The following is an 18,728-nucleotide window of genomic DNA, read 5'->3' on the forward strand; positions in this document are numbered from 1 at the left end:
GTACCGCGAGTGGTAGGGCCAGCCAGGCCCGCACCCACCACAACCCTTGCGGACACCCGTGCTGGTGCCCGCACGACACATAAGGATTCAACATGGCAAACAAGTCCAAGCACTACGAGGAGCAGGCCGCGAAGGTTAACCGCGAGCAGCTCTACCACCCGCTCGAGGCAGTCACCCTTGCAAAGGACACCTCCTCCGAGAAGTACGACTCCACGATCGACGTTGCAATGCGCCTTTCCGTGGACCCGCGCAAGGCTGACCAGCTGGTTCGTGGCACCGTGAACCTGCCGCACGGCACCGGTAAGACCGTCCGCGTGGCCGTCTTCGCCGAGGGCGAGAACGCTACCAAGGCCCAGGAGGCTGGCGCCGACATCGTTGGCACCGACGAGCTGATCGAGCAGATCAACGCTGGCCAGATCAACTTCGACGTGGCTATCGCTACCCCGGACCAGATGGCCAAGGTCGGCCGCGTTGCCCGTGTGCTCGGCCCGCGTGGTCTGATGCCGAACCCGAAGACCGGCACCGTGACCCCGGACGTGGCGAAGGCTGTCCAGGAGTCCAAGGGCGGCAAGATCGCCTTCCGTGTGGACAAGGCTTCCAACCTGCACGCCCTGATCGGCAAGGCATCCTTCACCCCGGAGCAGCTCGCTGAGAACTACGGCGCGCTCCTGGACGAGGTCATCCGCCTGAAGCCGGCTTCCGCCAAGGGTATCTACCTGAAGAAGATCACGGTTTCCGCAACCCAGGGCCCGGGCATCCCGGTTGACCCGTCCGTGCAGAAGAACTACGCAACCCAGGCGTAAGCTTCCCTGCGCTTTCAGCCCCGGTCTGGACCCCGCGTCCGGCCGGGGCTTTTGCGTCTCCGGGGCCGCGACAAAGCCGCGATTTGGAGTTTGCCGCGCCCCTGGCCTAAGGTTGCTACCCGAAGTTTGAACGGGACTTAGTCCCAGGCTCAAGTTTCACCGAAGACCGTCGGCTACTCCCTCGCGGAGTCGAAGGTATCCCATCCCAGGGATCGGCCCACGCAGGAGAAACGTGGCACGCCTTTCAGGATGCCTCGTGCTTCTGCACGGGGCATTTTTTAATGCTCCGGGCGGATACAAGAACATGAAGTTATTGGAAGGAGGCGTGTGTCATGGCAAACCCGAAGAACGTTGCGGAGCTGGCTGAACTCAAGGAGAAGTTCGCTGACTCCAGCGCTGTGTTCCTCACCGAGTACCGCGGTCTGACCGTGAGCCAGCTGCAGCAGCTGCGCGGTGAGCTCGGTTTTGACGTTGAACTGCACGTCGCCAAGAACACCCTCGTCAAGATCGCTGCTTCCGAGCAGGGCATTGAGGGTCTCGATGACATCCTCGTCGGCCCCACCGCCGTCGCCTTTGTTAAGGGCGACGCAACCGTGGACGCCGCGAAGGTGATGAAGAAGTTCGCCAAGGACAATGACAAGTTCATTGTCAAGGGCGGCTACATGGACGGTAACGCTCTCGACGCAGCCCAGGCGGCCGCGATCGCAGAGATGGACAACCGCGAGACCACCCTTGCAAAGCTCGCTGGCGCGTTCCAGGGCTCTCTGGCGAAGGCTGCCGGCCTGTTCCAGGCTCCGGCATCCAAGACGGCACGACTCGTTGCCGCGCTGCAGGACAAGCAGGGCGAAGCTGCGTAAAGCGCTTCACGCCCAACACCAACTACACACCCCAATTACGTGCCGGCCGCGGGATGCGGTTGGACCATAGAAAGGAAGCCACCATGGCTAAGCTCACCAAGGACGAGCTCATCGAGCAGTTCAAGGAAATGACCCTCATCGAGCTCTCCGAGTTCCTGAAGGAGTTCGAGGAGGTCTTCGACGTGACCGCTGCTGCTCCGGTTGCAGTTGCTGCTGCTCCGGGCGCTGCTGGCGGCGACGCTCCGGCTGAGGAGGAGAAGGACGAGTTCGACGTCGTTCTCGAGGCTGCCGGCGACAAGAAGATCGGCGTTATTAAGGCTGTCCGCGAGCTCGTTCCGGGCCTCGGCCTGAAGGACGCCAAGGAGATGGTTGAGGGCGCACCGAAGGCCATCCTCGAGGGCGCTAACAAGGACGACGCTGAGGCTGCTAAGGCCAAGCTGGAAGAGGCTGGCGCTACCGTCACCCTGAAGTAAGAACTTCATTCTTAGCGACGTTCCCCCTGCCTCCGGTTTTTCAACCGGGCGGCGGGGGTTTCGCTTTGGGTGGGGTAATGTGCCAACCATGCCGAAGTCCCGCGTTTTCTCTGTGCTGCTCGTCGGCCTCGGCGTTGCCTTGTTGGTGGGGGGTTGGGTTGCTCCGAGCTTCATTCTTGATGACGGGCGGCTGCCCCTCTCCCTGAAGCAGACCACGTGGACAATGCACGACCCGGACGGGGTGCGCGACGGCCAGCCGGCGCCGGTGACAAGGCAGTTGCACATGGAGATCCGCGAGCCGTCGAACGCTGGGGTGGCGGCGGTGCGGGTGGGGGACACCTTGCGCGCGGGGGAAGCGGCGACCGACTTCGACAACTTGGTTACGGCGTCGACGTGGTCGTTCGAGATGAACCGGAAGACCGGCCGCGTGGAGGAGCCGGCGGACGTGCAGCTGGTGATGGGGATGCCGGCAGTGCAGGTGCCGGTGGAGGGGTTCTGGCTCAAGTTTCCGGCGGGGGTGGCGGCGGAGCAGGCGCACGAAGTCTTCGACCCGGTGCTCAGGGTGTCGGCGCCGGCACACTTCGTCGATAAGAAAGAGCTCAATGGGCGCGAGCTGTACCGCTTCCGGCAGGAAATCCCGCCGACGAACGTGGCGCAGCGGTACGCGGCGCGAGCCCCGCGATGAGGGGCGCCAGCGCCCCAAGCAGTACTTCCCGGAACAGTCCCAACCCCAATACCAGCAAGCCCAGTACCAGCAAGCCCAGTACCAGCAAGCTCAGTATCAGCAGCCGCAGTACCAGCAGCCGCAGTACCAGCAGCCGCACTACGAGCAGCCGTATTACGAGCCGAGCTACCAAGAGCCAGAGCAACGCAGCAACATCGGCACGATTCTGTTGGGCATTCTCGCCGCCGTCAGCTTTGTTGTTTAGACCACGTGTTTAGTAACGGTGTGGTGGGTATCGGGTAACACCCGGGTGGGTTTCGGGTAACACCCGGGTGCTGTGGGGGTTGGGGGTTAGGTTGTCAGTCGCATGTTGTCTCCTTCGAGTGGGATGATTTCGGCGCCGGCGACGAGGCGGTTGAGGATGGATTCGGCGATGACGGCGTCGGGGATGGATTTGTACCACTCATCTGGTGTGAACTGGGATGTCACGATTGTGGATCCTCGGTGCTCTCGCTCGGCAAGGATGGTCAGCAGTTGGTGGGCGGTTGCGGCATCGATGGGAGTGGTGAGGAAATCATCAAGCACGAGCACATCCGCGGTGTGGAGTTCCTCGAGGAACTTCATCCGCTCAATGTCACCGTGTTTGAGCACTGCTAGGTGGTTGGCCAGGGTGTCGGTGCGGAAGAACTTGGCTGTGTAGTCCTTTCGGCAGGCGGCGTTGAGCAGTGCGAGTGCGAGGTAGGTTTTGCCGACGGAGGATTTGGCCTTAGATGACAATGTTTTGCGCGCTTTGGCACCATTGGCAGTGAGCGAGTCGGGTGATTTGCTCTTTGTTGATGGTGCGGCTGGGCGCGTAGGTGATTTCTTCAATACAAGCATCGGGATTTGGCGATCGGGATGCTTTGAGCAGTTTGTTGACTCGCCGTTCGCGCTTGGCCGCGACCTCTTTATCGAGTGCGTAGAGCACTTTGTCGGAAAATGACCAGTCGTCGAATTCGGGGTCGGCGGCGATGTCGATGACGCTTTGGCCGAATGCGGTCATGCGCAGGCTGGTGAAGACCGGCAGGACGGATTCATCCAGGAAGCGTGCGTTGGCTGATGCTGGTTGTGGCGGGATCATTGGGTGGGGCCTTTCTTCGTGAGGTTTTCCAAGCTGAACTGGGCGGCACCGCCGAGGTAGGCGCCGCGCGTGTCACGAGCCGGCGCCGGAGTAGTGCTTTGTACTGGTGTGGTGTCCCTGGCGGGGGTTGTCGTGCCGGTGGGGCGGGTGGTGTGGTCTTTGCGGACCGCGGCCATCATGTTCTTCACTGCGGTGTAGCTCACTGCCCGGCGAGCACCGCCCGCATCTATGAGGCGACGACAGGCTTCTTCCAGGACGAGCTTGTCGCGCTTGCCCATGGTCAGCACGTTGCGGCACGACTGGTACGCCTGTGCCGGGATCGCTTTCTGGGCGATCATCTCCGCGATGACCTCTTTGGTGGCAGGGCCTATGCGTGAGGCTTCGCGCAGGAAGTACTCACTCGTCCACAACCCCCGGGTGTCAACCATGTTCGCGGGCACGTGGTCGGTGTCGGTGACATACACTGCGCGTTGACGCGCGACCTGGTGGGTTGCGACATGCTCGCCGGCGTCGAAGACGGTGAGGACGTCACCGGTGATGCGCACATCCACAGTGCGACCTACCAGCTGGTACGGAACCGAATACCGGGCGGTGTTGACGGTGATGTGGAAGTTCGGTGCGACTTTGGCCCGTTTCCACACCGTGCGCTGCCACGTGCTTGCAGGTAGTGCGGCGAGTTGGTCGCGTTCGAACTCGTTGAACACCTCACGGCGACTTGTGTCCTGGTTGCGAAACGGAGTGGCGGTGTTGATCGCATCGACCAGTGCACGGATCCGGGTGTTGAGCTCATCAATGTCAACGCACTGGTGACCATCGAGTGCGTGAATGACCTTCTGGGTGACGATCTTCACCGCGGCTTCCACACTGGCTTTGTCTTTGGGTCTTTTCGCCCGCGCCGGCAAAGCGGCGGTGTTGTAGTGCTCCAGAAACTCCTCATAGGTGGAATTGACCCGCCGGTTGCGATCAGCAGCACTGATCGAATTCGACGCCGTCGACGCATTATCCGGCACGATAACCTCTGCCACCCCGCCGAAGTAGGAAAACGCCTGCACATGAGCTGAAAGCCAGGACTGTTGGCGCTCATCTGGGCAGGCGCAGGCGAAGATCATCCCCGAATACGGCAGCGAGGCGACGAACACGCTGACTTTCGGGCCCTGACCTGCGGTGGGGTCGAACAGGCGCATCTTAGTGCCCGCCCAATCGACCTGCATCGTGTGTCCCGGGGCGTGCGTGATCCTGGCTGCCAGCCCCGTAGCATCAACGTGCTGCGCCACGAGCTGGCGGAAACGCTCGTAGCTGTAATAGCGCTGCCCATCAGCAGCCGGGGTGGCAGTGTAGCGGCCCCACAAAACCTGCAGCGTTACTTTGTGCCTGCCGGTCCTGGCCTTGGCCACGGCATCGTAATCAATCGGGACGAAATCGCCCTGGCCGGTGCTGCGCCCATCATGAAACAGCCCGGCTAATGATTCACTGCTCAATCCCGCGAGTTGGGCTTCGGTAGTGATCCCTGAAGCTTCGAGCGCCTCGCGGGCTTTTTGAACTGTGGTGTGCGAACACCCCACGGTGGTACGGATTTGGCGGACGGACCAACCTTTGAGCACAAGGTCCATCACCGCCCGGTAGTCAGTCACAACTGGACTCCTCTGGCAATGCCGCGCGCCCTGTAGTCGCGCGGTCACCAGCATCGTCCCCCAAGGCGTTACTGGATACTCACCATCGCGTTACTCGAAACCCACCACGGTGTTACTAGATAAACCCGCGCAACACTTTGTCGCGGCGGTGTCCCTGTTCTTTCTGTGGCGTGGCGCGGCCGCGGAGGCAGATAAGCCACCGGTGACGGAGACCCAGACCGTCACCACCACGGAGACGCAGACCACTTTTCAGACCACCACGAAGTTCCCCTCCATCTTCGGTGAGCGCGATAACCCGACGGCGACGCTCCCGCCGGAGGAGCCGATGCCGGTACCGGAGGTGCCGCGCGAGTTCCGCGAGGACGCCCGCGACATTTTGGACCAGCTCCGCGACGGCGCGGACCAGTTCTTCCAGGAGCAGCAGTGATCGAGTCGCTTGAGATCGCCCAGGCTGTCGCCGAAGCCACGGCCAGGCATTGCACCGATGTGGTGATGAGCCCGGGCAGCCGCAACTCAGCGCTGGCCTACGCGCTTATCGCCCGGGACGACATCACAGTGCACATGCGTATTGATGAACGCTCCGCCGCCTTCACCGCCCTCGGCATCACCCGCGTTCAACGGCGCCATGTGGCGGTGGTGATGACGTCTGGCACCGCCGTGGCCAACGCGTACCCGGCGCTCATCGAGGCGCACATGACGCACACCCCCCTCGCCGTCATCAGCGCGGACCGCCCCGCGCGCCTCATCGGCACCGGCGCGAGCCAAACCATCTGGCAAGAGGGCATCTTCGCGCGCTACGCAACCACGCAGCAAGTGCATTCGCTTATCGACGCCACGTCGCTGCACTTCACCTCCCCCCAAATACACATCAACGTGGCCCTGGATACCCCGCTCGTGCCGCAGGCATTGCCGGGACGCACAGGCGCGCCACGCCGAGTGGGCCCTGGGGTGTTGTCGGGTTCGGCTGCGTTTGTGGACCACGGGGTGGTGGACATCGACCTCACCCGCGACACCTTGGTGATTGCGGGCGATGAGGCGTGGGAGGTGCCCGGGCTGGAGCACGTGCCCACCATCGCGGAACCGACCGCGCCGACGCCGTTCCATCAGGTGCACCCGTTGGCGGCCCGGTTTTCGCCCAGCGCGAGGTGGCCATTTCCCACGACGGGGGCGACTTCGCTGCCACCACAAAGCCTGCGCAGGTTGTGGTGGTGGGACACCCCACGCTGCACCGCGACGTGATGGCGTTGCTGGTGGACCCGGACATCCATGTGATTGGGCTAAGCCGCACCGACACCTTCACGGGCCAACCGGACGAGCGCGCAACACGCGTGAATGTCACCGGCCAGCCCACGGATACGTGGCTGAAGATCTGCGAGGCCGCAGGCGAGGTCGGCGCGGACACTGTGCGCCAAGCGCTCGCGGACGTCGAGTTCGGGTTCACCGGCCTGCACGTCGCCGCCGCGGTGTGCGACACCTTGGCCGTCGGCGACACCTTTGTGGTGGGCAGCTCCAACCCTGTGCGCGACGTCAGCTTTGCGGGCATGCCGTTTGATGGGGTTGACACCTATTCCGCCCGCGGCGCTGCTGGCATCGATGGGACGGTGTCCCAAGCCGTCGGCATCGCCTTGGCGGTCCAAGCGTTGCGCCCGGACGAGATCCGCGCCCCGCGCACCGTCGCGCTCATGGGTGATCTGACGTTCCTGCACGATGTCAACGGCCTGCTCATCGGCCCCGACGAGCCGCGCCCCGGCAACCTCACCATCGTGGTGGCCAACGATGACGGTGGCGGCATCTTCGAATCCCTCGAGCCCGGCGCCGAGACCGTGCGCGGCGCATTCGAGCGCGCCTTCGGCACTCCCCACGGCGCGCAGTTGGAGGACATCGTCGTAGGCTACGGCGCCCGCTACCGCTGGGCGGAAACACTTGCAGAGCTGCACGAAGCGCTGTTGGCGTGCGAGGCGGAACCGGACGGCATCACCGCGGTGGAGGCGGTGACCACCCGCGCGACGCGCCGGGAGCTTACGCAAAGGCTCAACCGGTGAGGTGGCGCCGCCGCGCGCACCAGTTCGTGCTCGCGCTCTACGCGTGCGCGGTGCTGGGCTGCGTGGCAATGGTCGTGGGCCCCTGGCTCAACGACGCCCAGATTGCCAACAACCCCGGCCGTGGCATGGGCACCGTGACGGAAGCGGGACGGCTGCAAACCTCCGTCAAATACGTTGACGAAGACGGCCAGCTGATCACCCCGCGCGGCGGGTTGCTCTATCCTTCTGGTCTCGGGGCGGAGCAGCATGTGTGGGTGACCTACGCCAAAGACAATCCTGACCTGGTCAAAGTGGCTCTTCGTGTTTGGGAGTGCGTAGGGGGTTGCGGGGTCGGTTTGTGGGGTTTGGGGTGTGGCACAAGATGTAGGGGGTCCTTGCTGCGTAAGGATGTAGGTGTTCAAGCCAACCCATACGCAACGAAGGACCCTTACCGTGCAGCCTACTTCCAATGTCGTCGCCGATACCATTTGCCGCACCGCGGAGCTGGGTTTGACGATCACTAACGCCGCCCACGACGCTGCGATGACACTCATCGAATGCGAAGCGCTCGCCCCGATCAACGAGTGCCCCTCATGTTCCCAGCCCGGTCTGCTGCGGGATCACACCTACCGTGAGCTGGTTGATCTTCCTATTGTGGGGTTTGCCACCAAGCTTCGGGTGCGGGTGCCGCGCTACCTCTGCGGCAACCATGCGTGCGGGCAGAAGAGCTTTCGGGCCGGGCTGGACTGCGCCGATGACCGCTCCAAGGTCACCCACCGGGTGGTGCGCTGGATTCTGCAGCGCCTTGCCGTTGACCGGATGAGTATCCAGGCAACCGCGAATGCGCTCGGTATCAGCTGGCAGCTCACGTGCGATCTGGCCTTGTCGATGACACGTGAGCTCATCAGCGATCCTGATCACCTCGCCGGGGTGCGCGTCATCGGTGTGGACGAGCACAAATGGGCGCATAACTTCCGCGCCGCCGGCGGCGGGTTCGTCACAGTGATCGTGGACATGACACATCAGCACACCGGTAAGCCCGCCAGGCTCCTCGACGTCATCCCAGGCAGAAGTGCTGACGTGCTCACTAGGTGGCTCAACCAACACCCCAAGGCGTTTCGTGAAGGGTTAGAGGTGATCACCATGGACGGGTTCCAAGGCTATGCCACGGCCGCTGACGAGGCGATCCCGCACGCCACACGGGTGATGGACCCCTTCCACGTGGTTCGCCTAGCTGGCGACAAGCTGACCTTGTGCCGGCAACGCCTGCAGCGTGAAACCACCGGCAGACGCGGCCGCAAAGGCGACCCACTGTTCCAAAACCGCAGAACACTGCTGACCAGGATTGGGCTGCTCAGCGGGTCGCAACAACAGCGGCTGGACAACTTATTCAACTACGACGACGACTACGCCGTGCTACAGGAGACCTGGCTGGTCTACCAAGAAATCATCGACAGCTACGAAGACGCCAACAAGACCCGGGCGAAAAAGAAAATGAGCCGCCTGATCGACCGGTTACGGGGCCTGCGCAACGCAGGCCTTGCCGAACTCGCCCAACTCGGACGCACAATCCACAAACGCCGCACAGACGTCCTCGCCTTCTTCGACATCGGCGCCTCCAACGGGCCAGTCGAAGCCATCAACGGACGCCTCGAACACCTCCGCGGCATCGCACTAGGCTTCCGCAACATCAACCACTACATCTTGCGCTGCCTCATCCACTCCGGAGGCCTCCAACCCAAAATCAACGCACTCTAAAACCCGAAGAGCCGTCAAAGTGGAGGGCCGCGCCTGGACGCTCTCCCTCATCCCGGCGCTTTCGGTGCTCGCGGTTGCAAGCGCCATCGCGATGGCTGGATGGTTCGCGGTGAATCGATGGGTGCCATAAAAATTCACGCGACGTTTAACTTGGGTTGACATGCAGTTCGCATTGGGGTGCCAAGGTGAGGGCCATTATCCGTGTGGGAATCGTTGCTGAGTCGTTTTTGCCAAACGTCAACGGGGTCACAAACTCGGTGCTCCGCGTGCTGGAGCATTTGAAGCGGGAGGGGCACGAAGCCATGGTCGTCGCCCCCGGCGCCCGCGACTTCCAGGACGAAATTCCGGACTACCTCGGTTTTCCCATCGTGCGCGTGCCAACGGTGATGGTGCCGCTGATTGATTCGCTGCCGATCGGCGTGCCCACCACCACCGTCGCGGCGGCGCTTGCGGAATTCAACCCGGACATCATCCACCTGGCCTGCCCGTTCGTCCTCGGCGGCGCCGGTGCCTTCGCGGCGCGCCAACTGGGCGTGCCGGCGGTGGGGCTGTACCAGACCGATGTGGCTGGGTTTGCCACGAAGTACCACGCCGCCATGATTGCCAACATCGCCTGGGACTGGACGCGCACGGTGCACAACATGTGCGAGATGACGCTCGCACCCTCCTCGGTGTACATCCGCGAGCTGGAATCCCACGGCATCAAAAACGTCCGGCACTGGGGCCGCGGCGTGGACACGGAGCTGTTCAATCCCACGAAGCGCTCCGACGTGCTGCGGCGCGCCTGGGATCCGACAGGGGAGAAGAAGGTCGTCGGATTCGTCGGCCGCCTCGCCGCGAAAAAGTCAGTGCACCGACTCGCCGCGCTGCACGGGGACCTGTCGATCCAGCTCGTGATTGTTGGCGGTGGTCCGGAGCGCGATGCGCTTGAGTCGCTCATGCCGGACGCCGTGTTCACCGGCGCCCTGTCCGGCGAGGAACTCGCCCGCGCCTACGCCTCGCTGGACCTGTTCGTGCACACCGGCGAGTTCGAAACATTCTGCCAGGCCATCCAAGAAGCGCAGGCCTCCGGCGTGCCCACCATCGGCCCGAAGGCCGGCGGCCCCATCGACCTCATCGAACACGGCGAAAATGGCTACTGCTCGAGGTGGACACCTTCGAAGACGAGCTACCCGATGCGGCCGCCTGGCTTCTCGACGCCGCCCGCCACCCCCAACTCCAACTCACCGCACGCGAGTCCGTAGCCGATAAAACCTGGGCAGCACTGGGGGGCCAGCTGTTGGGCTACTACGAAGAGGTGCTGCGCAACTACCAGCGCAACGTCAACCAGCTCATGGGCCGGGAAGTAGCGGTGCCGCACTGGGTGCCGGCGCGCATTTCGCAGCCGCGCTCGGTACTGCGGTCTCGCACCGCGTAGGCGCATGCGCGCCGCCAAGTAGAGTGGCGAGCATGTCTGTCGGCGACCTGTCCACCAGCACCCAGAACTACCTCAAAGGCATCTGGGCGCTTTCGGAATGGTCAGATACGCCGGTGACAACGTCGTCTGTGGCCAAGCACCTCGGACTGCGGAAATCCACCGTCTCCGACGGGGTGCGCAAGCTCGGCGAGCAGGGCCTGGTGGAGCACAAGCCTTACGGCGCCGTCGAGCTGACCGACACAGGCCGCACGTACGCGGTGGCGATGATCCGCCGCCACCGCCTGATTGAAACGTTTTTGGTGGAGGCGTTGGGCTACACCTGGGACCAGGTGCACGACGAGGCCGAAAACCTCGAACACTCGGTGAGCGACTTCATGGTCGACCGTATCGACGCGTTTTTGGACTACCCCAGCCGCGACCCCCACGGCGACCCCATCCCCTCAGCCAGCGGCCGTGTCGACACCCCCGCGGCGGTGCCGCTGACCGGTGTGCAACCCGGGCACACGGCCACGATCGAGCGCATCGCGGACGACGACCCGAAGCTGCTGAAGTTCCTTGACAGCCATGGGCTCGTCGTCGGCGCAACCCTCGAGGTGGGAGAGGGTGCCCCTTACTCCGGCGCGGTCGCGGTCCGGCTTGCCGGCGCGGCGGAGGCGGTGCCGCTCGGCGAGGAAGCCACGGATTCCGTCTTCGTGCGCGTGGATGCGTAACGACGACCCCGCAGCACCCCATGCGGGCCGAACAGGTACACCACACCAAACACCACACCTTGGGCGAGCACAATCATGCCGCCAGAGGCTGTGTCCAGGTAGTAGGAGCAGTACAACCCCACGATTGCACACGCTGCCGACATGGTCGGGGCGATGACCAGCATCGTGCCGAACTTGTTGGTGAGCAGGTAGGCGGTCGCACCCGGGATGATCAGCATCGCCACCACCAGGATCACGCCAACGGCCTGGAGTGCCACCACTGACGTCAGCGCCAGCAGTGCCAGCAGGGCCGCACCGAGCAGGCGCGGATTCAACCCAATCGCGTGTGCATGGGTGGGATCGAACGCGTAGAGGGTGAAGTCGCGCCGCTTGAGCACCAGCACGCTCAACACGATCGCTCCCAGGATGGCCACCTGCAGCAGGTCCCCACGGGACACACCAAGCAGATTGCCGAAGATGATGTGGTTCAGATCCGTGTGCGAAGGGGTTACCGAAATGAGCACGAGCCCCAGCGCGAACATGGTGGTGAACACAATGCCAATGGCCGCATCCTCCTTCACCCGGGACGTATCGCGCACCAGCCCGATCAGTGCCACCGCAAGGAACCCGAACACCACCGCGCCGACGGCAAACGGCACGCCCAGAATGTAGGCCAGCACCACGCCGGGCAGGACAGCGTGGCTTACCGCATCGCCCATCAGCGACCAGCCAACCAACACCAGCCAGCACGACAACAGCGCGCAGACAATCGACGCCACCAGCGAGGTCGCAAGCGCACGCATCATGAACTCGTACCCAAACGGCTCCGTAAGCAGCGCAATCATGCTGACACCCCCATACCGAAGCCCTGTACCAAATTGTCCGGCTCTAACACCACTTCAGTCGGGGCGTGCATCAACACCCGGCGGTTCAACAGCACTGTCTCCGGCGCGAGCTGGGGCAAGGCAACCAGGTCGTGCGTCACCACAAAAATAGTGGTGCCTTCTGCCGCGAGGTCACGCAGCAGCTCAGTGATGGTGGCCTCGGAATGTTTGTCCACGCCGGCGAAGGGTTCGTCGAGAAGCATGATGCTCGCACCCTGAGCGATACCGCGGGCGATGAAGGCACGCTTCTTCTGGCCACCCGAAAGCTGACCGATCTGGCGGTCTGCGAACGACTCAAGGTGGGTGCGCTCAAGCGCGCGATCCACAGCCGCAATGTCCTCCGCACGCGCGTGGCGGGTAAAGCCCATGTGGCCGTAGCGGCCCATCATGACCACATCACGCACTGTGACCGGGAACTGCCAGTCCACGTCCTCGCTCTGCGGGACGTAGCCCAGCACCTGCGTCTTGCGGGCGCGCGTGGGGTCGATGCCGTTGATACGAACCGTGCCGCGATCCGGCTTGACCAACCCCATGATCGCCTTGAGTAGCGTGGATTTGCCCGCGCCGTTCATCCCGATCAGCCCACAGATACGGCCTGGTTGGACGCTCAAAGTTGCGCCGTCGAGCGCGACGACGTCGCCGTAGCGCACCGCAACATCGTCAACCGCGATTGCGGGGATCACTGCTTGCCCCCGTTCAAACCGTCGATGATCACCTTCGTGTCGTGGCGAATCAGATCCAGGTAGGTCGGCACCGGGCCGTTTTCCTCAGAAAGCGAATCGACGTAGAGGGTGCCGCCGTACTCCGCGCCGGTGGCCTTCACGACCTGCATCATCGGCGCGTTAGAGACCGTGGATTCACAGAACACAGACGGGACGTTGTTTTCCTTCACAAACTCGATCGCGCCGGCGATCTGCTGCGGGGTGGCTTCCTGCTCAGCGTTGACCGGCCAGATGTAGCGCTCGGTCAACTTCGCGTCGCGAGCCAGATAGGAAAACGCGCCCTCGCAGGTGACCAAGGCGCGCTGCTTGTCGGGGACAGCGGCGAGCTTGGTTTCCAGCTCGTCTTGCACAGCCTGCAGTTCCTGCTTGTATGTTTCGCCGTTGGCCTTGAAATCATCGGCGTGCTCCGGGTCGAGTTCGCTGAACGCGTCGACGATGTTGTCCACGTACTTCTGCACGTTCACCGGACTCATCCAGGCGTGCGGGTTGGGCTTGCCGGCGTAGGCGTCCTCGGCGATGTCGATCGGGTCGACACCTTCGCTGACCACGGCGTGGGGCACGTCCAGGTCGGCGACGAACTGGGCGAACCAGTTCTCCAGGTTCATGCCGTTATCCAAAATCAGGTCCGCATCGGCGGCGCGGGAAATGTCGCCCGGGGTGGGCTCGTAGCCGTGGATCTCCGCGCCGGGTTTGGTGATGGACTCCACCCGTAGGTGGTCGCCGGCGACGTTCGAGGCGATGTCCTGGATCACCGTGAACGTGGTGAGCACGACGGGGGTGTCTTTGCCGCCTGCGGTGTCTGCGCTGTCCTGCGAACAGCCTGCCAGGCCGGCAGCAAGCGCAGCCGTGGCGGCGAGCGCGAGCACCTTGGATTTCAACATGTTGGTCCTTTTCTTTCTGTGTTCTTTCTGGGCACTTTCCGTGCGGTTAGAGAAGCGGCGGCGGGCCGACGCGGTGGGACGCGGCAATGAATCGGTCGAGCTTCTGCCGGGATTCGTCGCGCAGGTAGACGGCGAGCAGCCGCATCAGGTCCCATACCGGCGAATAATAAAGTTCGTCTGGCGGAACTTTCAAGTGTTGTCTTGTCGTACGACCCCCGTTTGCGGGGGACGAAGTAGACTTGCGCACCATGGCCAAGGCAGACCTGGAGAAGAACCCCTTCGACGCACCCAGGAGGTTTTCACATGGCAAAGAAGAAAGTCACCGGTCTGATCAAGCTGCAGATCGAAGCTGGTATGGCGAACCCGGCCCCGCCGGTTGGCCCGGCTCTGGGTGCGCACGGTGTGAACATCGTTGAGTTCACCAAGGCATACAACGCTGCGACCGAGTCCATGCGCGGCAACATCATCCCGGTTGAGATCACGGTCTACGAAGACCGCTCCTTCGACTTCGTGCTGAAGTCCCCGCCGGCTGCGTCCCTGTTGCTGAAGGCTGCTGGCCTGCAGAAGGGTTCCGGCGTGCCGCACACCCAGAAGGTCGGTTCCGTGACCTGGGATCAGTGCAAGGAGATCGCGGAGACCAAGAAGAACGACCTCAACGCCCGTGACGAGGCAGGCGCCGCTATCATCGCCGGCACCGCGCGCTCCATCCAAGCACTACAAAGAGCAGCTGGCAAAGGTTGACCGCGACAACCTGTACCACCCGCTCGAGGCCGTGAAGCTGGCCAAGGAGACCTCCTCCGAGAAGTACGACTCCACCATCGACGTTGCAATGCGCCTCTCCGTCGACCCGCGCAAGGCTGACCAGCTGGTCCGCGGCACCGTGAACCTGCCGCACGGCACCGGTAAGACCGTCCGCGTCGCTGTCTTCGCTGAGGGCGAGAACGCTACCAAGGCGCAGGAGGCAGGCGCCGACATCGTCGGTACCGATGAGCTGATCGAGCAGATCAACGCTGGCCAGATCAACTTCGACGTGGCTATCGCTACCCCGGACCAGATGGCGAAGGTCGGCCGCGTTGCCCGTGTGCTCGGCCCGCGTGGTCTGATGCCGAACCCGAAGACCGGCACCGTGACCCCGGACGTGGCGAAGGCTGTGCAGGAGTCCAAGGGCGGCAAGATCGCCTTCCGCGTGGACAAGGCTTCCAACCTGCACGCCCTGATCGGCAAGGCATCCTTCACCCCGGAGCAGCTCGCTGAGAACTACGGCGCTCTGCTGGATGAGGTGCTGCGTCTGAAGCCGGCATCCGCTAAGGGTATCTACCTGAAGAAGATCACCGTGTCCGCTACCCAGGGCCCGGGCGTCCCGGTCGACCCGACTGTGCAGAAGAACTACGCATCTGAGGCGTAAGTTCCTGTAGGCAGGCATCGCTTCGGTGATGCCGCTAGCCCCGGTTCGGTCTCCATTTCGGAGTTCGGCCGGGGTTTTGTGTTTGCGGGCGTGGTTGTCTCTCATGCGTTTGCCGGCCCACGTGCGTGTACCCGCTGTCCTGTGCTCCCATTCACCTATGCCCCCATAGTGATGCCCCAATAGTGGCCGTGAAACCCGGCACTATGGGGGTACGCCTATGGGGGTTTGCAATGCGTGACTTGGCGCGGTTCGGCCACAGCGTGTGTGGTAGCAATGCGACGCGATTTGGAGCTGCGGGTAGACGCAGGCTAATGTTGCTCACCGAAGTTTGAACGGGGTTATACCCCGAGCTCAAGTTTCACCGAAGACCGTCGGTCACTCCCCTAAAGGAGTCGAAGGTATCCCATCCCAGGGATCGGCCCACGCAGGAGAAACGTGGCACGCCTTTCAGGATGCCTCGTGCTTCTGCACGGGGCATTTTTTAATGCTCCGGGCGGATACAAGAACATGAAGTTATTGGAAGGAGGCGTGTGTCATGGCAAACCCGAAGAACGTTGCGGATCTGGCTGAACTCAAGGAGAAGTTCGCCGGTTCCAGCGCTGTGTTCCTCACCGAGTACCGCGGCCTGACCGTGAGCCAGCTGCAGCAGCTGCGCGGTGAGCTCGGTTTTGACGTTGAACTGCACGTCGCCAAGAACACCCTCGTCAAGATCGCTGCTTCCGAGCAGGGCATTGAGGGTCTCGATGACATCCTCGTCGGCCCCACCGCCGTCGCCTTTGTTAAGGGCGACGCAACCGTGGACGCCGCGAAGGTGATGAAGAAGTTCGCCAAGGACAATGACAAGTTCATTGTCAAGGGCGGCTACATGGACGGTAACGCTCTCGACGCAGCCCAGGCGGCCGCGATCGCAGAGATGGACAACCGCGAGACCACCCTTGCAAAGCTCGCTGGCGCGTTCCAGGGCTCTCTGGCGAAGGCTGCCGGCCTGTTCCAGGCTCCGGCATCCAAGACGGCACGACTCGTTGCCGCGCTGCAGGACAAGCAGGGCGAAGCTGCGTAAAGCGCTTCACGCCCAACCACAACTACACACCCCAAACCCGTGCCAGCCGTAGATGCGGTTGGACCATAGAAAGGAAGCCACCATGGCTAAGCTCACCAAGGACGAGCTCATCGAGCAGTTCAAGGAAATGACCCTCATCGAGCTCTCCGAGTTCCTGAAGGAGTTCGAGGAGGTCTTCGACGTGACCGCTGCTGCTCCGGTTGCAGTTGCTGCTGCTCCGGGCGCTGCTGGCGGCGACGCTCCGGCTGAGGAGGAGAAGGACGAGTTCGACGTCGTTCTCGAGGCTGCCGGCGACAAGAAGATCGGCGTTATTAAGGCTGTCCGCGAGCTCGTTCCGGGCCTCGGCCTGAAGGACGCCAAGGAGATGGTTGAGGGCGCACCGAAGGCCATCCTCGAGGGCGCAAACAAGGACGACGCTGAGGCTGCTAAGGCCAAGCTGGAAGAGGCTGGCGCTACCGTCACCCTCAAGTAGTCCCGTCGGCGCGTTCGGCGCTGGCGACCGGCCCTGTGGCCTGTCGCTCGGCGCTACGGCCTGCCGCTCGGCGCGTTTGGCGCCACCACTACTTTCAACCCCGTCGCTGCACCACGTGAGTGGTGCGCCGGCGGGGTTTCGCCATTTGTGGGTGGAGGGTGGGCGCGGTGGTGGGGTGGCGTGGTTGCGGTGGTGCGGTGGTACGGTTGCGCGGTTGCGCGGTTGCGCGGCCCACTGCTCCTCGGGCTGGCGGCCTGGCTATCGGCGCGGCCCACCAGCCCGGCGTTGTGCGCTATCAACTCACCGTGATAGCGCACAACACATCGAAAACGGGTCGTTTTGAGGGCCCGAGAGACTAGTTACGCGCTATTAGCTATCCGTGATAGCGCACAACGCCGCGATAGCGCGCAACGCCGTGATAGCGCGCAACGCTGTGATAGCGCGCAACGCTGTGATAGCGCGCAACGCCGTGATAGCGCGCAACGCCGCGATAGCGCGCAACGCCGTGATGGCGCACAACGCCGCGATAGCGCACAACTCGAACCGACCGGCGCCCGTACGCCTCCCAAATCCCGCCGAACCTACGCCGAGTTATCGCCCCCTGACGGTTCCTCCAATGGTCCGAGCCGCTCCGCCAACTCGATCAGCTCGAGAACTTCCGCCACAAACTCTTTTTCTTCATGGAGAAGCTCCCACGGGGTCACGCGTCCGATAATCATGCCTTTCCGCTGGATCCTCTTCTCGCGCTTTCGCTCCCGCAGAATAGTTTCGTCGACGGGCAGATAAGTTATGCCGTCGTATTTCACGTCGCCGTCGATCTCCAGCCCGAACCTGCCGCGCCGCAGGTCAAGCAGGTAGCCGCCGAACTCTCCGTTGACTATCCAATCGTCGTAACCCTGCTCGATCAGGATCGCCCGCGCATATGTCTCGTACGGCGAGAGCGAGTTGCCCACCGCATGTTGGAGCACACTCCGCAGCGTGGCAATGCCGTGCACCGGCCCGAGTTTCTCCACTTCAGCCGCTACCACTTCGCGCGCTGCGTGGTTGCGCAGAATCCAATCCATCGCGACCAGCCCCTCGCGGAATCCGTGCCGCAGCGCGATTTCAAACGCCGCCGACAGCGGATCGGTCACACTCAGCGTTTTATGCTCGACAATCTCGGCCCGCCGAGAGCGGGGGTTGAGATACACGCAGCCTTCGGGCCATTGGCTTTTCGACGGCACCCTCAAACCAACCGGCATCAATTCCACCTGTTGCTTCGGCGGGCCAATGACCCACATCCCGTGGATTCTGGCTGCGGACCTGCCGGCTAATGCAGCCTTGCGCATTGTCTTCCCCACCGCCACCGCGCGCAGCCAGTGCTGCTCGTGGAGCTGCAATTGGTCGAATGCGTCCTTCCTGTATGCGTACCGCTTCGACAGCATCACTATGTTCGCGCTTTGCGTCCCGGCCGATTGCGTTCCGTCCGCTTGCGTCTCGCCTGATTGCGTCTCGGCCGATTGCGTTCCGTCCGCCGGTGTTTGGCGCGATGACTTAGTCTCGCGCTTCATTTTGATCAGAGCCCTGCTGAGCTCTTTCTGCCTCCCCATTTCCATGCTCCCGATACTTGCAGGGTTGGCGGGCGGATAGAAGAGCACAAGGCTGAGCTGTGGATAACCCCATGCCCCGGACTCTTTTTGACCGAGTTATCCACAGCTTGTGGGCCATGTCCGGACACATTCTTGGCTGGTTTGACGCGTTATGCGCTATTAGCCCATCGTAATAGCGCGTAACGGCTCCGCTATGGCCGCAATACGGGGGTGTGGGCACCTGTTGTGCGCTATTAACTCACCGTGATAGCGCACAACGGGTGATAGCGCACAACGGGTAAT

20 protein-coding genes and 3 pseudogenes are annotated in these 18,728 nt (G+C 63.0%); 15 read left to right on the forward strand and 8 right to left on the reverse strand.

All coding sequences use genetic code 11. The features are described from left to right. Positions 1–92: 92 nt before the first annotated feature. The 5 genes from rplA (JZY91_RS00995) (at position 93) to JZY91_RS01015 (ending at position 3,062) form a co-directional block, all read left to right on the forward strand. On the forward strand, positions 93–803 hold the full coding sequence (gene rplA, locus JZY91_RS00995) for a 50S ribosomal protein L1 (RefSeq protein WP_234948148.1): 711 nt from the start codon (positions 93–95) through the stop codon (positions 801–803). 332 nt (positions 804–1,135) lie between these two features. After that, positions 1,136–1,660: a 50S ribosomal protein L10 gene (gene rplJ, locus JZY91_RS01000; RefSeq protein WP_234948149.1), complete on the forward strand. Its 525-nt coding sequence runs from the start codon at positions 1,136–1,138 to the stop codon at positions 1,658–1,660. An 83-nt stretch (positions 1,661–1,743) separates the two neighbouring features. Next, positions 1,744–2,133 carry a 50S ribosomal protein L7/L12 gene (rplL, locus tag JZY91_RS01005; protein ID WP_234948150.1) on the forward strand — a complete coding sequence of 130 codons (390 nt, stop codon included), beginning with the start codon at positions 1,744–1,746 and terminating at the stop codon, positions 2,131–2,133. 88 nt (positions 2,134–2,221) lie between these two features. Continuing rightward, positions 2,222–2,818, forward strand: coding sequence for a porin PorA family protein (locus tag JZY91_RS01010; protein WP_234948151.1), 597 nt, complete (start codon positions 2,222–2,224; stop codon positions 2,816–2,818). After that, positions 2,736–3,062: a hypothetical protein gene (locus JZY91_RS01015; RefSeq protein ID WP_234948152.1), complete on the forward strand. Its 327-nt coding sequence runs from the start codon at positions 2,736–2,738 to the stop codon at positions 3,060–3,062. Before JZY91_RS01010 ends, JZY91_RS01015 begins: the two co-directional genes overlap by 83 nt. Before the next feature lie 86 nt (positions 3,063–3,148). Here the strand turns inward: JZY91_RS01015 and JZY91_RS11675 are convergent, their stop codons facing one another. The 3 genes from JZY91_RS11675 to istA are packed head-to-tail and all read right to left on the reverse strand — an operon-like array spanning position 3,149 to position 5,527. Next, on the reverse strand, positions 3,149–3,574 hold the full coding sequence (locus JZY91_RS11675) for an ATP-binding protein (protein ID WP_255695745.1): 426 nt from the start codon (positions 3,572–3,574) through the stop codon (positions 3,149–3,151). Beyond that, on the reverse strand, positions 3,564–3,917 hold the full coding sequence (locus JZY91_RS11680; protein ID WP_255695740.1) for an ATP-binding protein: 354 nt from the start codon (positions 3,915–3,917) through the stop codon (positions 3,564–3,566). Before JZY91_RS11680 ends, JZY91_RS11675 begins: the two co-directional genes overlap by 11 nt. Continuing rightward, positions 3,914–5,527: an IS21 family transposase gene (gene istA / locus JZY91_RS01025; RefSeq protein WP_234948153.1), complete on the reverse strand. Its 1,614-nt coding sequence runs from the start codon at positions 5,525–5,527 to the stop codon at positions 3,914–3,916. The genes JZY91_RS11680 and istA overlap by 4 nt, the downstream gene beginning before the upstream one ends. A 169-nt stretch (positions 5,528–5,696) precedes the next feature. On the opposite strand from istA, the gene JZY91_RS01030 reads away from it, so the two are divergent. From JZY91_RS01030 to JZY91_RS01060, 6 genes and pseudogenes are all read left to right on the forward strand, one after another. After that, the gene (locus JZY91_RS01030; protein ID WP_234948154.1) at positions 5,697–5,975 is read left to right on the forward strand and encodes a hypothetical protein; all 279 of its coding nucleotides are present in this window, start codon (positions 5,697–5,699) and stop codon (positions 5,973–5,975) included. Continuing rightward, positions 5,972–7,590, forward strand: a pseudogene (gene menD, locus JZY91_RS01035) (2-succinyl-5-enolpyruvyl-6-hydroxy-3-cyclohexene-1-carboxylic-acid synthase). The gene JZY91_RS01030 and the pseudogene menD overlap by 4 nt, the downstream one beginning before the upstream one ends. Positions 7,591–8,022: 432 nt before the next feature. Further along, entirely contained in the window at positions 8,023–9,327 is a 1,305-nt protein-coding gene (locus JZY91_RS01045) for an ISL3 family transposase (RefSeq protein WP_234948155.1), read from the forward strand. Positions 9,328–9,340: 13 nt separating this feature from the next. After that, positions 9,341–9,457: pseudogene (locus JZY91_RS01050) on the forward strand (DUF3592 domain-containing protein); the annotation flags it as partial. Between the two features lie 67 nt (positions 9,458–9,524). Continuing rightward, positions 9,525–10,744 (forward strand): annotated as a pseudogene (locus JZY91_RS01055) (glycosyltransferase family 4 protein). 32 nt (positions 10,745–10,776) lie between these two features. Continuing rightward, positions 10,777–11,454: a metal-dependent transcriptional regulator gene (locus tag JZY91_RS01060; protein WP_234948156.1), complete on the forward strand. Its 678-nt coding sequence runs from the start codon at positions 10,777–10,779 to the stop codon at positions 11,452–11,454. Here the strand turns inward: JZY91_RS01060 and JZY91_RS01065 are convergent. The 4 genes from JZY91_RS01065 to JZY91_RS01080 are packed head-to-tail and all read right to left on the reverse strand — an operon-like array spanning position 11,355 to position 14,113. Further along, positions 11,355–12,278, reverse strand: a complete 924-nt coding sequence (locus tag JZY91_RS01065; protein ID WP_051106251.1) for a metal ABC transporter permease — start codon at positions 12,276–12,278, stop codon at positions 11,355–11,357. The two genes, JZY91_RS01060 and JZY91_RS01065, sit on opposite strands and share 100 nt — an antisense overlap. After that, entirely contained in the window at positions 12,275–13,000 is a 726-nt protein-coding gene (locus JZY91_RS01070; protein WP_234948157.1) for a metal ABC transporter ATP-binding protein, read from the reverse strand. The genes JZY91_RS01065 and JZY91_RS01070 overlap by 4 nt, the downstream gene beginning before the upstream one ends. Then, on the reverse strand, positions 12,997–13,920 hold the full coding sequence (locus JZY91_RS01075; protein ID WP_234948158.1) for a metal ABC transporter substrate-binding protein: 924 nt from the start codon (positions 13,918–13,920) through the stop codon (positions 12,997–12,999). Before JZY91_RS01075 ends, JZY91_RS01070 begins: the two co-directional genes overlap by 4 nt. Before the next feature lie 46 nt (positions 13,921–13,966). Next, complete coding sequence (locus JZY91_RS01080) at positions 13,967–14,113, reverse strand: hypothetical protein (RefSeq protein ID WP_234948159.1); 147 nt, start codon at positions 14,111–14,113, stop codon at positions 13,967–13,969. A 110-nt stretch (positions 14,114–14,223) separates the two neighbouring features. Here JZY91_RS01080 and rplK point away from each other — a divergent pair, with 110 nt between their 5' ends. The 4 genes from rplK to rplL (JZY91_RS01100) all read left to right on the forward strand — a co-directional run bounded on the left by rplK (position 14,224) and on the right by rplL (JZY91_RS01100) (position 16,857). Then, positions 14,224–14,661, forward strand: coding sequence for a 50S ribosomal protein L11 (gene rplK, locus JZY91_RS01085; protein WP_234948160.1), 438 nt, complete (start codon positions 14,224–14,226; stop codon positions 14,659–14,661). Further along, entirely contained in the window at positions 14,648–15,325 is a 678-nt protein-coding gene (rplA, locus tag JZY91_RS01090) for a 50S ribosomal protein L1 (RefSeq protein ID WP_234949008.1), read from the forward strand. Before rplK ends, rplA (JZY91_RS01090) begins: the two co-directional genes overlap by 14 nt. Positions 15,326–15,860: 535 nt before the next feature. Continuing rightward, positions 15,861–16,385, forward strand: a complete 525-nt coding sequence (gene rplJ / locus JZY91_RS01095) for a 50S ribosomal protein L10 (RefSeq protein WP_234948161.1) — start codon at positions 15,861–15,863, stop codon at positions 16,383–16,385. A gap of 82 nt (positions 16,386–16,467) precedes the next feature. Beyond that, on the forward strand, positions 16,468–16,857 hold the full coding sequence (gene rplL / locus JZY91_RS01100; RefSeq protein ID WP_234948150.1) for a 50S ribosomal protein L7/L12: 390 nt from the start codon (positions 16,468–16,470) through the stop codon (positions 16,855–16,857). Positions 16,858–17,438: 581 nt separating this feature from the next. Here rplL (JZY91_RS01100) and JZY91_RS01105 read toward each other — a convergent pair. Next, positions 17,439–18,452 (reverse strand): hypothetical protein, encoded by a 1,014-nt coding sequence (locus JZY91_RS01105; protein ID WP_234948162.1) that lies wholly within the window; start codon positions 18,450–18,452, stop codon positions 17,439–17,441. Between the last annotated feature and the right edge of the window lie 276 nt (positions 18,453–18,728).

The organism is Corynebacterium sp. CNCTC7651 (genome assembly GCF_021496665.1).
Classification (GTDB): domain Bacteria; phylum Actinomycetota; class Actinomycetes; order Mycobacteriales; family Mycobacteriaceae; genus Corynebacterium.

What these genes read in the sequence shown, in the direction of transcription:
- JZY91_RS01105 (WP_234948162.1), bottom strand. Translation starts at nt 18,452, where the DNA reads ATGGAAATGGGGAGGCAGAAAGAGCTCAGCAGGGCTCTGATCAAAATG.
- rplJ (WP_234948161.1), top strand. Translation starts at nt 15,861, where the DNA reads ATGGCAAACCCGAAGAACGTTGCGGATCTGGCTGAACTCAAGGAGAAG.
- rplA (WP_234948148.1), top strand. Translation starts at nt 93, where the DNA reads ATGGCAAACAAGTCCAAGCACTACGAGGAGCAGGCCGCGAAGGTTAAC.
- JZY91_RS01010 (WP_234948151.1), top strand. Translation starts at nt 2,222, where the DNA reads ATGCCGAAGTCCCGCGTTTTCTCTGTGCTGCTCGTCGGCCTCGGCGTT.
- JZY91_RS01065 (WP_051106251.1), bottom strand. Translation starts at nt 12,278, where the DNA reads ATGATTGCGCTGCTTACGGAGCCGTTTGGGTACGAGTTCATGATGCGT.
- rplJ (WP_234948149.1), top strand. Translation starts at nt 1,136, where the DNA reads ATGGCAAACCCGAAGAACGTTGCGGAGCTGGCTGAACTCAAGGAGAAG.
- JZY91_RS11680 (WP_255695740.1), bottom strand. Translation starts at nt 3,917, where the DNA reads ATGATCCCGCCACAACCAGCATCAGCCAACGCACGCTTCCTGGATGAA.
- rplL (WP_234948150.1), top strand. Translation starts at nt 1,744, where the DNA reads ATGGCTAAGCTCACCAAGGACGAGCTCATCGAGCAGTTCAAGGAAATG.
- JZY91_RS01015 (WP_234948152.1), top strand. Translation starts at nt 2,736, where the DNA reads ATGGGCGCGAGCTGTACCGCTTCCGGCAGGAAATCCCGCCGACGAACG.
- JZY91_RS01075 (WP_234948158.1), bottom strand. Translation starts at nt 13,920, where the DNA reads ATGTTGAAATCCAAGGTGCTCGCGCTCGCCGCCACGGCTGCGCTTGCT.
- JZY91_RS01060 (WP_234948156.1), top strand. Translation starts at nt 10,777, where the DNA reads ATGTCTGTCGGCGACCTGTCCACCAGCACCCAGAACTACCTCAAAGGC.
- rplK (WP_234948160.1), top strand. Translation starts at nt 14,224, where the DNA reads ATGGCAAAGAAGAAAGTCACCGGTCTGATCAAGCTGCAGATCGAAGCT.
- istA (WP_234948153.1), bottom strand. Translation starts at nt 5,527, where the DNA reads ATGGACCTTGTGCTCAAAGGTTGGTCCGTCCGCCAAATCCGTACCACC.
- rplL (WP_234948150.1), top strand. Translation starts at nt 16,468, where the DNA reads ATGGCTAAGCTCACCAAGGACGAGCTCATCGAGCAGTTCAAGGAAATG.